Source organism: Zobellella denitrificans, assembly GCF_002407485.1.
Taxonomy (GTDB): Bacteria; Pseudomonadota; Gammaproteobacteria; order Enterobacterales; family Aeromonadaceae; genus Oceanimonas; species Oceanimonas denitrificans.
Window position 1 is genome coordinate 2,013,401 of the sequence record NZ_CP012621.1, and the last position, 13,417, is coordinate 2,026,817.

Sequence of the window (13,417 nt, forward strand, 5' to 3'; positions counted from 1 at the left end):
TATGGCGCATTTTATCGACAGACGACTAAATGGCCGCAACAAGAGCGCTGTCAACCGGCAGCGCTTTATCCGCCGCTACAAACAACAACTCAAAAAGGCGGTATCGGATGCGGTACTGAAACGCAGCATTCAGGATATCGACAAGGGCGAGAGTGTCTCCATTCCCACCCGTGATATCTCCGAGCCCTTCTTTCATCAGGGCAAGGGCGGCAAACGGGAGCAGGTCCACCCGGGCAACGACCAGTTCATCACCGGCGACCGGGTTGAAAGGCCCCTCGGCGGCGGTGGCAAGGGCGGAGGCCAGGGCGAGGCCAGCAACCAGGGTGACGGAGAAGACGATTTCGTGTTCGAGATCTCCAAGGATGAATACCTTGACCTGCTGTTCGACGGCCTGGAGCTGCCCAACCTGGAGAAAAACAAGCTCAACAAAATCAGCGAAATGAAAACCTTCCGCGCCGGCTACACCTCGGACGGGGTGCCGGCCAACATCAACATCGTCCGCTCCCTGCGCCAGTCCCTGGCCCGGCGCACCGCCCTGCAGGCCGGCAAGAAGACCACGGTGGCCGAGCTGGAGCAGGAGCTGGCCGAGCTCGGCAAGCGTCCGGCGGAAAACTATGCCCGCATCCAGGACATCGAGGAGGAAATACTCGAGCTCAAGCGGCGTATCGCGGCGGTGCCCTTTATCGACACCTTCGATCTGCGCTTCAACAACTTTATCAAGCGCCCCATCCCCTCCACCCAGGCGGTGATGTTCTGCCTGATGGACGTGTCCGGCTCCATGGACCAGGCCACCAAGGACATGGCCAAGCGCTTTTACCTGCTGCTCTACCTCTTCCTGACCCGTACCTACAAGAACGTCGACGTGGTGTTCATCCGCCACCATACCCAGGCCAAGGAGGTGGACGAGCAGGAGTTTTTCTACTCCCAGGAAACCGGCGGCACCATCGTCTCCAGTGCCCTGCAGATGATGAAGGACGTGATGCAGGAACGCTATCCGGCGGATCAATGGAACATCTACGCGGCACAAGCCTCCGACGGCGACAACTGGGCCGATGATTCACCCCTGTGCCGGCAACTGCTGAACAACGACATCATGCCCTTTGTACGCTACTACGCCTATATCGAGATCACCAACCGGGCCCACCAGACCCTGTGGCACGAATACGAGAGCATAGCGCGCAGCTATTCCAATTTCGCCATGGAGCACATTCGGTCGGTGGAAGACATCTACCCCGTGTTCCGGGAACTGTTCAAGAAACAAGCGGCGTGAGGTGACCATGGCAGAAGCAATCGCGAAAACCCGGCCGCTGAGTGACGGCCCCGACTGGACCTTCGATCTGCTCGAGAGCTATCATCGGGAGATCGCCCGTATCGCCGCCGGTTACGGCCTCGATACCTATCCCAACCAGATAGAGATCATCACCGGCGAACAGATGATGGACGCCTACTCCAGCATCGGCATGCCCATCGGCTACCACCACTGGTCCTACGGCAAGAAATTCATCCAGACCGAGCAGAATTACAAGCGTGGCCAGATGGGGCTGGCCTACGAGATCGTGATCAACTCCAACCCCTGCATCGCCTACCTGATGGAGGAAAACACCATGCCGATGCAGGCCCTGGTGATGGCCCACGCCTGCTACGGCCACAACTCCTTCTTCAAGAACAACTACCTGTTCAAGACCTGGACCGATGCCGAGTCGATCATCGACTACCTGCTGTTTGCCAAAAACTACATCAACGAGTGCGAGGAAAAGTACGGGGTGACCGAGGTGGAGGCCATCCTCGACAGCTGCCATGCCCTGATGAACTACGGGGTGGACCGCTACAAGCGCCCCCAGAAGCTGTCATTGGCGGAAGAGCGTCGTCGGCAAAAGGCCAGGGAAGCCTACCTGCAGACCCAGGTCAACGAGCTGTGGCGGACCCTGCCGCGCATGGACGACGCCAAGAAAGAAAAGAAACGGCGTTATCCGGCAGAGCCGGAAGAGAACATCCTCTACTTTATCGAGAAACACGCCCCCCTGCTCGAGCCCTGGCAGCGGGAGGTGGTACGCATAGTGCGCAAGATCAGCCAGTACTTCTATCCCCAGAAGCAGACCCAGGTGATGAACGAGGGCTGGGCCACCTTCTGGCACTACACCATCACCCAGCACATGTACGACGAAGGCCTGGTCACCGACCGTTTCATGATGGAGGTGCTGCACAGTCATACCAACGTGATCTTCCAGCCGCCCTACAACAGCCGCTATTATTCCGGCATCAACCCCTATGCCCTGGGTTTCGCCATGTTCCAGGATCTGCGCCGGATCTGCGAACGGCCGACCGAGGAAGACAGGGCCTGGTTCCCGGACATCGCCGGCAGCGACTGGGTCAAGACCCTGCACTTTGCCATGGAGAACTTCAAGGACGAGAGCTTTATCAGTCAGTTCCTCTCGCCCAAGGTGATGCGCGACTTTCACTTGTTCGCGGTCGCCGACGACGACACCCGCAACTACCTGGAGATTTCCGCCATCCACGACGAACTGGGTTACCGCCAGCTGCGCCAGACCCTGTCGAACCAGTACAACCTGTCCAACCTGGAGCCCAACCTGCAGGTGTACAACGTCGAGGTCAAGGGCGACCGCTCCCTCACCCTGCGCCATGTGCCCCACAACCGCATCCCGCTGGCGGAATCACGCCATGAGGTGCTCAAGCATGTGCACCGGCTGTGGGGATTCGACGTCATACTGGAGCAGGAGGAGCCGGACGGCGGCGCCACCATCGTCGGCCGTTGCCCGGACAAATCCCCTTCCGCCATCTGAAACAACAACGCCTCCCTGCGGAGGCGTTGTTGTTTATTTTTGCTGCACCAGGCTGTCGGGCATGTGCTCGCGCATCTCGTGCCACAACCGCCCCGAGGCCTTGCCGTATTCCCTGACCACCTCGGCTACTTCCTCCACCCTGCCCTCGGCGGCAAGCCGGGCCAGGGTGCGATAGTAGTCGGCAGCCAGGGCCCGGGCCGCCGGACGGGAAAAGTAGTAACGCCCCACCCGGCAATAGAGCCCCTTGAAACCATTGAGGATCAAGGCATAGATGGGATTGCCGGAGGCGAAGGCCAACTGGTGGTGCAGCTCGTAATCGAAGCGGGCGAACGCCTCGCCTTCGTCCGCCAGTTGCTCGAGTTCACCGGCGAGGGCGATGACCCGCTGGGGGGCATTCTTGACCGCGCCGCGGATAAAGATGCTGCTGATATGGGTACGGGCGGAAAGGAGTTGCTCGATAAGCTCGGGCACCTTGTCCTCGTCCAGCCGGGCCAGGGTCTCCAGGATGTTCAGGCCGGAGGTTTCCCAGAAATTGTTGACCCGGGTCGGCTTGCCGTGCTGTATGGTCAGCCAGCCGTCCCGGGCCAGCCGCTGCAGCACCTCACGCAGGGTGGTTCGGGTAACGCCGATCAATTCGGACAGCTCCCGTTCGGCAGGCAGGATGGAGCCCGGCGGAAATCGACTGTTCCAGATAGACTCTATGATATATTCTTCCGCAAAACTGGCTGGGCTTTGTGCCTTTATGACCATGCAACCACTCTGTTAAATTTGTTAAGGCAGGCAAGACTGACAATGATGATAACAGGGCAGACCAGTTTCTCACAAGCGCAACCACCCGGACACGCCGCCGACCCGAGACCATGAGGATCCGAACTTGTACGCCTTCTCCCGTTCCCGTTTTGCCTGGGCCCTGCTCACCGCCGGCGCCGCCCTGCTGCTGCTGATCGCGCTGTTCTTCCAGTATGTGCAGGGCTACCACCCCTGCGTCATGTGCGTCTATCAGCGCGCCGCGTTGGTCGGTGTCATCCTCGCCGGCCTGCTGGGCTGGCTGGCGCCCCAGGGGATGCCGGGCAACCTCGCCCTGCCGGGCTGGCTGGCGGCGTCCGCCAAGGGATATCTGCTGGCGGAAGAGCACGTGGGTTACCAGCTCAACCCCTCCCCCTTCAACCAGTGCTCCAGCTTCGCCGAATTTCCCGCCTGGGCCCCGCTGGACCGCTGGATGCCGGCACTGTTCCACCCCACCGGAGATTGCGCCGACGTGGACTGGTCCTGGCTGGGCTGGAGCATGCCCCAGTGGCTGATGGGGATTTTCGCGCTGCTGGCGGGCCTGGCGGCCTTCTTTATCGTCGTACGGCTGGTCGGTGCGTTGAGGCGAGGCGTGAGGCGTGAGGCGTGAGGCGTGAGGCAGATGCGCCTCACACTTCACTGTAGCCGGTCAACTGGCCCAGGTAATGATATGATCTTCCCAGTCGCCGGCCTGGGATTCGAGCACCACCTTGCCCCGCACCGACTGGCCTGCCTTGTGCATGGCGCTCTTGGAGCCGGTGCGCAGCGGATGCCAGGACGGCAGTGACTTGCCCTCCGCCAGCAGGCGGTAGGCACAGGTGGACGGCAGCCAGTAATAGTCGGCCAGCTTGTCCCGGGTGATCTTCAGGCAGTCCGGTACCCGGGCGAAACGGTTGGCGTAGTCGCTGCAGGCGCAGCTGTGGGTATTGAGCAGTTCGCAGGCCACGTTGGTGTGCACCAGCTCATCGGTGTCTTCGTCAATCAGCTTGTTGAGACAGCACTTGCCGCAGCCGTCGCACAGGGCTTCCCATTCCTGCTCGCTCATTTCGTCGAGCCGTTTGCTATGCCAGAAATCGGACTGCATCACCTAGCCTGCCACCCTTGCTTCGAAACGATACTGGCCGTCGAGCTGCAGCTCGAGCCGGTCATTGGGCCTGAGTTCGGCCACGCCCTTGGGCGTGCCGGTCAGCACCACGTCGCCGGGGTTGAGGGTGAAACAGCGGCTCATCTCCGCCAGCAGTTCGCCGATGGACCAGAGCATCAGGGCGGTATTGCCGGATTGGCGCTCCTGGCCGTTCACCGCCAGTGAGAACTTGAGGTGCTGTAAATCATCCAGCACCTCGGGCAGGGCGAAGGGACTGATGGGGCAACTGCCATCGAAGGCCTTGGCCCGCTCCCAGGGATGGCCCTTGGCCTTGAGCTGCTCCTGCACCTCGCGCAGGGTCAGATCCAGCGCCAGGCCGACGCCGGCCACCGCCTCCAGGGCGTGCCCTGGCTCGGTGTGGCACAGCCGGCGTCCGATCAGCAGGGCCACTTCCAGCTCGTGATGCACCGCCCCCTGGCCACGGGGCAGCAGCAGCGGCGCCTCCAGCCCCACCAGGCTGGTGGAGGGCTTGATGAACAACAAGGGCTGTTCCGGCACCGGGTTGTTCAGCTCCGCCGCGTGATCCTTGTAGCTGCGGCCCACGCAGACCACCTTGCCCACCGCATAAGGCAGCGGGTGGCCCTGCAAATCGAGATGTTGGTACATAAGAGGCTCCTGTTCGGTGCACGCGGGAGGGTCAGGCCGGGGACTTGCCCCGGGCGGCCAGGTGGGCCTTCAGCAGATCGTCGGGCGGCGGCGGCAACTGCAGATAATATCCCTGGGTGCGCAGCGCCAGCCTGACCTTGTCGATATCCGCCTGGCCCAGCCGGGTCTTGGTGGCCAGGTTGACGATCATCGCCAACTGCGGGGTGCCGAAAGTATCCAGCAAGGCGGCCGGCACACGCGAAAAGTCGTCGCGCCGCTCGACGAAAAGATAGGTCTCCGCCTTTTTCGGGCTTTTATACACTACACACAACATGGAAATTGCTATAATCCGTCGGGTTTATTGCCAGTGAAGATGGCAAACTATAACATCAGCACGACCAATAACAAAAAGGATTGCATCCTCGGGGGAAAGCCGCAAATGGCGGAGCGTGGCATCGAATTAAAAGGCAGTAGCTTTACCCTGTCGGTAGCCCATATTACCGATAGCGATATTCAGCGGGTAAAACAGCAATTGGCTGAAAAAATCGCACAGGCGCCGGAGTTCTTCCGAGCCGCACCTTTAGTCATCAATATCGAAAAACTCTCGCAAACACCCGACTTCAACGCCCTGGCCGGCGCCATCAGGGAGCTTGACCTGGTCCCGGTCGGGGTCAGCGGCATCAAGGACGACCACACCCGGGCCGCGGTAAGGGACGCGGGGCTGGCGGTCATGACCACCGGCAAGGTGCCGGTGCAGGAAGTGCCCGCCGCCCTGCTCAACCAGCCCGGCACCAAGGTGCACCGTGGACCGGTGCGCTCCGGCCAGCAGGTCTACGCCCCCAACGGCTCCCTGGTAATACTGGGCGCGGTCGGCAACGGGGCCGAGGTGATCGCCGATGACAGCATCCATATCTATGGCCCCTTGCGCGGGCGGGCGGTGGCCGGCGCCAAGGGCAACGAATCGGCCCGCATCTATTGCCAGCAGCTGATGGCGGAACTGATCTCCATCGCCGGTCATTACCAGCTGAGCGATGGCTTGCAAGGTGCCAACTGGGAACAGGCAGTCAGTATTTCCCTGGCGGGCGAACAGTTAAAGTTCGACAGACTCTAATTTTACGACTTTTAGGAACACACTATGGCACGAATTATCGTCGTCACATCGGGTAAGGGAGGCGTGGGTAAAACCACCTCCAGCGCAGCGATCAGCACCGGACTGGCCAAACTGGGCCACAAGACGGTAGTGATCGATTTCGATATCGGTCTGCGCAACCTGGATCTCATCATGGGCTGCGAACGGCGGGTGGTGTATGACTTCGTCAACGTCATCAATGGCGACGCCAACCTCAACCAGGCCCTGATCCGCGACAAGCGGGTAGAGCAGCTCTACATACTGCCGGCCTCCCAGACCCGGGACAAGGACGCCCTGACCCGGGACGGGGTCGAGAAGGTGCTCAACGACCTGGCGGCCATGGATTTCGATTACATCATCTGCGACTCCCCCGCCGGCATCGAAACCGGTGCCCTGATGTCACTCTATTTCGCCGACGAAGCCATCGTCACCACCAACCCGGAGGTGTCCTCGGTACGGGATTCCGATCGCATCCTGGGTATCCTGTCCTCCAAGTCCCGCCGCGCCGAGAAAGGCATGGAGCCCATCAAGGAGCACCTGCTGCTGACCCGCTACTCTCCCGAACGGGTCAGCCGGGGCGACATGCTGAGCGTGCAGGACGTGCAGGAGATCCTCGCCATCCCGCTGCTGGGCGTGATCCCCGAGTCCCCGGCGGTGCTCAAGGCCTCCAACGCCGGCGAGCCGGTGATCCTGGACGAAGAATCCGATGCCGGCCAGGCCTATGCGGACACCGTGGCCCGCCTGCTGGGCGAAGAACGCGCCTTCCGCTTCCTCGAGGAGGAAAAGAAGGGATTTTTCAGCCGACTTTTTGGGAGTTAACCTATGTCTCTACTGGACTATTTTCGTTCAAGAAAGCCCCAGAACAGCGCCAAGATCGCCAAAGAGCGCCTGCAGATCATTGTTGCCCACGAACGTAGCCAGCGGGATACCCCGGATTATCTGCCGCAGTTGAAACAGGATATATTGGACGTTATCCGTAAATACGTGGACATCGATCTCGATCAGATCTCGGTCCAGCTCGATCAGAAAGGGGATAACCTGTCGGTGCTGGAGCTGAACATCATGCTGCCCGAGCCGGAAGACAAGGATAAGGACAAAGACAAGGCCAGCCTGTAAAGGACAAGGGGCGCCCAGGCGCCCCCTTTTCTTATTCTACCGGAGCCGGGCGCCCAGCAGCTCGCCGCGCCAGCCCTGCAACAGTGCCGGGGTGACGTCTTCGGCTTCTTCCAGCCGCCACTTCCAGCTCAGGTACTGGTGGATCAGCCGCTTGGACGCAATCAGCTCCGCCGGCACGCCGGCATCTTCCCCCGCCTGCTCGACCAGTCCCTTGATGCGCTTGAGTTCGCCCTTGTACCCCGGATAATCCACCAGCCGCCTGACCGGCTCGGGCCAGCTGTCGGGGCTGGCCAGCGCTTCCTGCACCAGCGCCAGCAGGGTATCGCCGTGACGCTTGATCTCCATCGGCTCCAGTCCCAGCCGGTTGAGATCGGACAGGGAACGCGGCGCCCGCTCAGCCACCTGCACCAGGTGGGCCTCCTTGACCACGAAGTTCACCGCCAGATCCCGCCGCCGGGCCTCGAGCAGCCGCCACTGGCAAAGGCGCTGCAGTACGCCCAGGGCCTGCCGGTCCAGGGTCCAGGCATTCTTGATGTCCAGGTAGGCCAGCTCCGGCGGGGTGCTGACGCTGCGTCGCTTCACCGTCCACTCGCATTCCTGCTCGAACCAGGCGGTAAAGCCTTTCTGCTCAAGCTGCTGCCACAGCCGTTCGTACAGCGGATAGAGGTAGATGACATCGTCGGCGGCGTAGCGCAATTGCTCGGCCGACAGGGGACGGGCCAGCCAGTCGGTGCGGGCATGGGCCTTGTCCAGGCTGACACCCAGCAACTGCTCGACCAGGGCGGCAAAACCGAGCTGGGCACCGAGTCCGAGGAAGGCCGCCGCCAGCTGGGTATCGTGCACCCGGGCCGGCAGGGCGCCACTCTGGTGCTGGAACAGCTCCAGATCCTCGCCGCCGGCGTGCAGCAGGCAGATCCGGCCCGGATCGTGCAGCAGCCGCCACAAGGGCGAGAGGTCGGCCACCGCCAGCGGGTCGATCAGGGCGGTGCGGCGACCATCGTGCAACTGGTAGAGGCCGGGCTTGGCGTAGAAGGTACGGGTACGGACGAACTCGGTATCCACCGCCAGCAGGGTGGCGTCGGTGGCGCAGAAGTCGGCCAGGGTCTGGTTATCGGTGATCACTGTATAGGTCATGGGTGCTCGATTACGGCAAGACAGAATCCGGGCTGGGCGCCGAAACGCGCGGGCCAGCTCCGCCGGGCGCCCCCGGGATGGTTATCGGGCGCCCGGGGTTGCCGCTCAGGCAGCCCTGTCCCTCAGTTCCCGGCGCAATATCTTGCCGACATTGGTTTTGGGCAATTCGTCGCGAAATTCTATCACCTTAGGCACCTTATAGGCAGTGAGATGTTGCCGGCAGTGCCTGATCAGCGCTTTTTCGTCCAGCTCGCCGCCCGGCTTCTTCACCACCACCAGCTTGACCATCTCGCCGGTCTCCTTGTGGGGCACGCCCACCGCCGCCGCCTCCAGTACCGCCTGGTGCAGCATGGCCACGTCCTCGATCTCGTTGGGGAAGACGTTGAAGCCCGACACCAGTATCATGTCCTTCTTGCGATCCACTATCTTCAGGAAGCCCTGCTCGTCCATGGTGGCGATGTCGCCGGTGCGCAGCCAGCCGTCGTGGAAAGTCGAGTCGTCGTCCCCGCTCTGCCCCCAGTAGCCACTCATCACCTGGGGCCCTCTCACCTCCATCTCGCCCGGAGTCTGGCTCAGGGTGATGACCTCGCCCTCGTCGTCCACCAGCCGCACCTCGGTGGAGCACACCGGCAGGCCGATGGAGCCGTTGTAACCGTCCATGTCGTAGGGGCAGACGGTCACCAGCGGCGAGCATTCGGTCAGGCCGTAGCCCTCCAGCAGCTTGCTGCCGGTGATCGCCTGCCACTGCTCGGCCACCGCCCGCTGCACCGACATACCGCCGCCGATGGTCAGCTTCAGGCTGCCGAAGTCGTGGCCCTGGAAGTCCGGGTTGTTGACCAGGGCGTTGAACAGGGTATTGACCCCGGTCAGGCAGGTGAAATCGAAGCCCTTGAGCGTCTTGACGAAGCCGGGAATGTCCCGCGGATTGGTGATCAGCAGGTTCTGGGCACCCAGGCGCAGAAACAGCAGGCCGTTTACCGTGAGCGCGAACACATGGTAGAGCGGCAGGGCGGTGACCACCCGCTCCTTGCCCTCGTCCAGCACGGGGCCATAGACCCCCAGGCACTGCTCCACGTTGGCCAGCATGTTGCGGTGGCTGAGCATGGCCCCCTTGGACAGGCCGGTGGTGCCGCCGGTGTACTGCAGAAAGGCCAGGCTGTCGCCGGACAGCTCGGGCCGGCGGTAGTCCATGGCCCGTCCCCTGGCCATGGCCTCCTGGTAGCCGACCCAGGCCGGCAGATGGTGGCGGGGCACCATCTTCTTGATGTGCCTGACCACAAAGTTCAGCAAGGTGCCCTTCACCAGCCCCAGGTGATCGCCCATCCGGGTCAGGATCACCCGCTCCACCGCCGTCTGCCTGATGGCCTTGTCCAGGGTATGGGCGAAGTTCTCCACGATGACGATGGCGCGAGCGCCGGAATCCCGCAGCTGGTGCTCGAGCTCGCGGGCGGTGTAAAGCGGGTTGACGTTGACCACCACCAGGCCGGCGCGCAGGGCACCGAACAGGCAGACCGGATACTGCAGCAGGTTGGGCATCATCAGCGCGATGCGCTCGCCGGGCGCCAGCCCCAGCCCCTGCTGCAGGTAGGCGGCGAAGTCCCGGGACAACCGGTCCAGCTCCCGGTAACAGAGGGTCTGGCCGAAGTTGGTGTAGGCCGGCTTGTCGGCGTGGGCCGCGACGCTCTGCTCGAACATCTCCACCAGGGAGGCGAAGCGATCCGCGTCTATCTCGGCGGGCACATCCTCCGGGTAGCGGCGCAGCCAGGGTTTGTCGGATAAGGGCGCCGGCTGGACGCCGGACGGGATCTGTTCCATATCAGTCTCCTGCGACAGGGGGGTGACTTTAAATCAACCGTTTAAAGCTTTAGCTCTAAAAAGCTACCTGCACAGCGCAACAAAAACAACGAAATTTTAACAAGGATGTGATGAAACCAACGTCAGCGGCGCCGGTGATGCCAATGCCGGATCTGACGCCGCTGCTGGCGCTGCCGGCGCCGGCGGTACAGCAGCGTCCGGTGGAAGGGGCGTTGCGGATAAAGCAGCAGGGATCCTTCCTGCTCCTCCTGCTGCGGTTCTGGTAAGTTTGCCACCCTGGCTCCTGTCAGCGGCCGGGCAGTTTCTGCCAGGTCACCTTGTCCCTCAGATAGACGGGCCGGGCGTCGGCGGCGGCAACCCCCTCCCCGGCCTGCAATGCCTGCAGCGCCCGGGGCAGCATGTCCCGCGCCTCGGGAAAGGGCACCGCCTCGCACCGCTGCCCGACCCGTGCTGCCAGTTCAGGATAGGTGACAAAGCCGCTGCCGGCACCCTGCTCCCAGGACGAAGGGGTGCCGGCCAGGTAGTCGGCCGGGGCCAGTACCTGCTCTTCCTCCTCGACCACCATGACGCCCTGGTGCAGGCGAAAACCGCCGACGTAAACCTCTCCCATGCGGGCATCGATGGCGGCCAGCGCCCGTTCGCACCCGCTCTGCCGGTGTGCGCCCTGGGCCAGGGCCTGCAGGTTGGAAACCCCAAGCAACGGCAAGTCGGCGCCGAAAGCCAGGCCCTGGGCGATCCCTAAGGTGATGCGCACCCCGGTAAAGGAGCCCGGTCCCCGGCCGAAGGCCAGGCCGTCGAGCTGGCCGAGCGTGATCCCGGCGTCGGCCAGCAGTTCGCTCACCATCGGCAGGATCAGATCCGTATGCCCCCGGGGGGCAACCTGATAGCGGCAAAGCACCTCGCCCTGCAGCCAGAGGGCGGCGGAGCAGGCTTCGGTGGCGGTGTCGATGGCCAGTAGTCGGGTCATGCTGTCTGTTACTCCAAGGTTGATAGAAATTCGGCCACCCGCTCCAGGGAGCGGGTACGCGGCATGGCCGGCAGGCTCCTGATAAAGTCGGCGCCGTAGGCCCGGTTGACCAGGCGTCCGTCGGTGATCACCAGCACGCCCCTGTCCTGCACGTCCCGGATCAGCCGCCCCACCCCCTGCTTGAGGGTGATGATGGCCTTGGGCAACTGGACCCGGGCGAAGCCGTCCTCGCCCCGCCGCCGGCAATCCTCCAGCCGGGCGCTGAGCAGGGGATCGTCCGGCGCGCTGAAGGGCAGCTTGTCGATCACCACGCACTGCAGGGCATCGCCGCGCACGTCTATGCCTTCCCAGAAGCTGCCGGTGGCCACCAGCACCGCCCGGCCGTCCTGACCGAACTGCTCCAGCAGCCGCACCTTGTTGTCCTCCCCCTGTACCAGCACGGTACGGTCGAGCCGGGCGCGCAGCACCTCGGCCACCTCGTTCATCACCTGGTAGCTGGTGCAGAGGAAGAAGCTGCCCCCCGGCACCCGGGCCAGGGTGTCGACCAGGGTGTTGGCCAGCACCCGGCCACGGCCGGGCCCGTTGGTCTCGGGCAGGTAGCGGGGCACGCACAGACGGGACTGGCGAGGGTAATCAAAAGGGCTGTCCAATTGCAAGGTGCGGCAGCGTTCGAGCCCGAGATCGGCGCAAAAGTGGGCGAAACTGTCGCCCACCGCCAGGGTGGCGGAGGTGAAGACCCAGCTCACGCCCTCCTTGGCCAGCTCGGCGGCAAAGCGCTCCGCCACCGACAGCGGCGTCTTGTGCAGGCTGACGTGCAGCCGGCTGCAGTCGAACCAGTAGGAATAGCCGTTTTCCTCGACCCGGGTCAGCGACTCCAGCTGGGTACGCAGGCCGATCAGCCGCTCGAAGCACTGGTCGAGCTGCTCGCCCCGCCCCAGGCCGAGCTTGAGCACCTCGTAGCAGAATTCCAGGCTTTCCCGAAGACGCGCCAGCGCCTGGGCCACGGCGGGACGGGCCAGCATGGGCCTCAGCTGGCCGCGGCCCGCCTCCAGCCCGAAAGCGAGTCGCAGATCCTGGGCGCTGCGCTCCAGTTGATCCGCGGCCTTGCCCAGCTGCGCCATGTCCCTGGCCTCCACCTTCTGGGCCAGGCGCAGATCCCGCGCCAGTTCCACGAACTGCCGGCTGGACTGGCTCTGGCCGAAGTACTGGCCGGCGATCTCCGGCAGCTGGTGGGCCTCGTCCAGGATATAGGCCTCGGCGTCGGGGATCAGCTGGCCGAAGCCGGTGTCCCGTACCGCCATGTCGGCGAAGAACAGATGATGGTTGACCACCACCACCTGGGCCTCCATCGCCCTGGCCCTGGCCTTGACCAGGTGGCAGTCCTGGTAATGGCCGCAGTCGCGCCCCAGGCAGTTGTCGTTGGTGCTGGTGATGAGCGGCAGTATCTCGCTGCGTTCGGGCAGGCCCGGAATGTCGCCCACGTCGCCGCTGGTGGTCAGCGGGGCGAAGCGCCTGACCTTTTGCAGATCCGCCAGGCCCTCGGGCGACAGCCCGGGCACGGCATCGTTCAACAGCGCCAGCCGCTCCAGGCAGAGGTAGTTGGCCCGCCCCTTGAGCAGGGCCACCGGATGATGGTAGGCCATGGCCCCGACCAGGGTCGGCAGATCCCGGTGGAACAGCTGCTCCTGCAGGTTGCGCGAACCGGTGCTGAGCACCACCTTCTTGCCCGCCGCCAGCACCGGCGCCAGGTAGGCGTAGGTCTTGCCGGTGCCGGTGCCCGCTTCGACGACCAGGGGAACCTGGTCGTCCAGCGCCCGGGCCACCGCCGCCGCCATGGCCACCTGGGCCGCCCTGGGGGTAAAACCGTCGATGGCCCGGGCCAGGGGGCCCTGCTCGGCAAAAAGCGTTGAACTGTTCTGATCGTCCACGGCAAGCTGTAT

General features: G+C 63.5%; 15 protein-coding genes. 7 read left to right on the plus strand and 8 right to left on the minus strand.

What is annotated here, in order from left to right; translation table 11 throughout:
- The first annotated feature begins 1 nt into the window (after window position 1).
- Both AN401_RS09555 and AN401_RS09560 read left to right on the plus strand, forming a co-directional pair.
- A complete protein-coding gene (locus AN401_RS09555; protein WP_094038198.1) occupies window positions 2-1,270 on the plus strand; it encodes a YeaH/YhbH family protein in 1,269 nt (422 codons plus the stop codon).
- Between the two features lie 7 nt (window positions 1,271-1,277).
- On the plus strand, window positions 1,278-2,801 hold the full coding sequence (locus tag AN401_RS09560) for a SpoVR family protein (protein WP_094038235.1): 1,524 nt from the start codon (window positions 1,278-1,280) through the stop codon (window positions 2,799-2,801).
- Between the two features lie 33 nt (window positions 2,802-2,834).
- On the opposite strand, the gene fadR is transcribed toward AN401_RS09560, so the two are convergent.
- On the minus strand, window positions 2,835-3,551 hold the full coding sequence (gene fadR, locus AN401_RS09565) for a fatty acid metabolism transcriptional regulator FadR (RefSeq protein WP_094038197.1): 717 nt from the start codon (window positions 3,549-3,551) through the stop codon (window positions 2,835-2,837).
- A gap of 124 nt (window positions 3,552-3,675) precedes the next feature.
- Here fadR and dsbB point away from each other — a divergent pair, with 124 nt between their 5' ends.
- The gene (gene dsbB / locus AN401_RS09570; RefSeq protein WP_094038196.1) at window positions 3,676-4,197 is read left to right on the plus strand and encodes a disulfide bond formation protein DsbB; all 522 of its coding nucleotides are present in this window, start codon (window positions 3,676-3,678) and stop codon (window positions 4,195-4,197) included.
- Window positions 4,198-4,236: 39 nt separating this feature from the next.
- Here dsbB and AN401_RS09575 read toward each other — a convergent pair whose 3' ends face one another.
- From AN401_RS09575 to AN401_RS09585, 3 genes are read right to left on the minus strand one after another with little or no spacing between them, the layout of a single operon-like run.
- Window positions 4,237-4,671: a YcgN family cysteine cluster protein gene (locus AN401_RS09575; RefSeq protein ID WP_094038195.1), complete on the minus strand. Its 435-nt coding sequence runs from the start codon at window positions 4,669-4,671 to the stop codon at window positions 4,237-4,239.
- Between the two features lie 3 nt (window positions 4,672-4,674).
- Entirely contained in the window at window positions 4,675-5,337 is a 663-nt protein-coding gene (locus AN401_RS09580) for a fumarylacetoacetate hydrolase family protein (RefSeq protein WP_096779188.1), read from the minus strand.
- A 31-nt stretch (window positions 5,338-5,368) separates the two neighbouring features.
- Entirely contained in the window at window positions 5,369-5,650 is a 282-nt protein-coding gene (locus AN401_RS09585) for a YcgL domain-containing protein (protein ID WP_094038193.1), read from the minus strand.
- 105 nt (window positions 5,651-5,755) lie between these two features.
- Between AN401_RS09585 and minC the strand changes: the two genes are divergently transcribed.
- From minC to minE, 3 genes are read left to right on the plus strand one after another with little or no spacing between them, the layout of a single operon-like run.
- On the plus strand, window positions 5,756-6,427 hold the full coding sequence (minC, locus tag AN401_RS09590; RefSeq protein ID WP_094038192.1) for a septum site-determining protein MinC: 672 nt from the start codon (window positions 5,756-5,758) through the stop codon (window positions 6,425-6,427).
- 24 nt (window positions 6,428-6,451) lie between these two features.
- Window positions 6,452-7,264 carry a septum site-determining protein MinD gene (minD, locus tag AN401_RS09595; RefSeq protein ID WP_094038191.1) on the plus strand — a complete coding sequence of 271 codons (813 nt, stop codon included), beginning with the start codon at window positions 6,452-6,454 and terminating at the stop codon, window positions 7,262-7,264.
- Between the two features lie 3 nt (window positions 7,265-7,267).
- Window positions 7,268-7,561 carry a cell division topological specificity factor MinE gene (gene minE / locus AN401_RS09600; RefSeq protein ID WP_094038190.1) on the plus strand — a complete coding sequence of 98 codons (294 nt, stop codon included), beginning with the start codon at window positions 7,268-7,270 and terminating at the stop codon, window positions 7,559-7,561.
- Between the two features lie 36 nt (window positions 7,562-7,597).
- On the opposite strand, the gene rnd is transcribed toward minE, so the two are convergent.
- Together rnd and fadD are read right to left on the minus strand one after the other, a co-directional pair.
- Window positions 7,598-8,695 carry a ribonuclease D gene (rnd, locus tag AN401_RS09605; protein ID WP_096779189.1) on the minus strand — a complete coding sequence of 366 codons (1,098 nt, stop codon included), beginning with the start codon at window positions 8,693-8,695 and terminating at the stop codon, window positions 7,598-7,600.
- A gap of 105 nt (window positions 8,696-8,800) precedes the next feature.
- Entirely contained in the window at window positions 8,801-10,510 is a 1,710-nt protein-coding gene (gene fadD, locus AN401_RS09610; protein WP_096779190.1) for a long-chain-fatty-acid--CoA ligase FadD, read from the minus strand.
- 110 nt (window positions 10,511-10,620) lie between these two features.
- Here fadD and AN401_RS19765 point away from each other — a divergent pair, with 110 nt between their 5' ends.
- Entirely contained in the window at window positions 10,621-10,776 is a 156-nt protein-coding gene (locus tag AN401_RS19765) for a hypothetical protein (protein ID WP_157772219.1), read from the plus strand.
- A gap of 20 nt (window positions 10,777-10,796) precedes the next feature.
- On the opposite strand, the gene tsaB is transcribed toward AN401_RS19765, so the two are convergent.
- Both tsaB and AN401_RS09620 read right to left on the minus strand, forming a co-directional pair.
- Window positions 10,797-11,477, minus strand: coding sequence for a tRNA (adenosine(37)-N6)-threonylcarbamoyltransferase complex dimerization subunit type 1 TsaB (gene tsaB, locus AN401_RS09615; protein ID WP_094038187.1), 681 nt, complete (start codon window positions 11,475-11,477; stop codon window positions 10,797-10,799).
- Between the two features lie 8 nt (window positions 11,478-11,485).
- Window positions 11,486-13,405, minus strand: coding sequence for an ATP-dependent DNA helicase (locus AN401_RS09620; RefSeq protein WP_094038186.1), 1,920 nt, complete (start codon window positions 13,403-13,405; stop codon window positions 11,486-11,488).
- Window positions 13,406-13,417 lie beyond the last annotated feature (12 nt).

Bases quoted from the DNA above. Each gene is read 5' to 3' on its own strand.
- minC (WP_094038192.1), top strand. From the start codon at position 5,756: ATGGCGGAGCGTGGCATCGAATTAAAAGGCAGTAGCTTTACCCTGTCG.
- AN401_RS09555 (WP_094038198.1), top strand. From the start codon at position 2: ATGGCGCATTTTATCGACAGACGACTAAATGGCCGCAACAAGAGCGCT.
- AN401_RS19765 (WP_157772219.1), top strand. From the start codon at position 10,621: ATGAAACCAACGTCAGCGGCGCCGGTGATGCCAATGCCGGATCTGACG.
- minE (WP_094038190.1), top strand. From the start codon at position 7,268: ATGTCTCTACTGGACTATTTTCGTTCAAGAAAGCCCCAGAACAGCGCC.
- fadD (WP_096779190.1), bottom strand. From the start codon at position 10,510: ATGGAACAGATCCCGTCCGGCGTCCAGCCGGCGCCCTTATCCGACAAA.
- tsaB (WP_094038187.1), bottom strand. From the start codon at position 11,477: ATGACCCGACTACTGGCCATCGACACCGCCACCGAAGCCTGCTCCGCC.
- fadR (WP_094038197.1), bottom strand. From the start codon at position 3,551: ATGGTCATAAAGGCACAAAGCCCAGCCAGTTTTGCGGAAGAATATATC.
- AN401_RS09560 (WP_094038235.1), top strand. From the start codon at position 1,278: ATGGCAGAAGCAATCGCGAAAACCCGGCCGCTGAGTGACGGCCCCGAC.
- AN401_RS09585 (WP_094038193.1), bottom strand. From the start codon at position 5,650: ATGTTGTGTGTAGTGTATAAAAGCCCGAAAAAGGCGGAGACCTATCTT.
- minD (WP_094038191.1), top strand. From the start codon at position 6,452: ATGGCACGAATTATCGTCGTCACATCGGGTAAGGGAGGCGTGGGTAAA.
- AN401_RS09575 (WP_094038195.1), bottom strand. From the start codon at position 4,671: ATGCAGTCCGATTTCTGGCATAGCAAACGGCTCGACGAAATGAGCGAG.
- AN401_RS09580 (WP_096779188.1), bottom strand. From the start codon at position 5,337: ATGTACCAACATCTCGATTTGCAGGGCCACCCGCTGCCTTATGCGGTG.
- rnd (WP_096779189.1), bottom strand. From the start codon at position 8,695: ATGACCTATACAGTGATCACCGATAACCAGACCCTGGCCGACTTCTGC.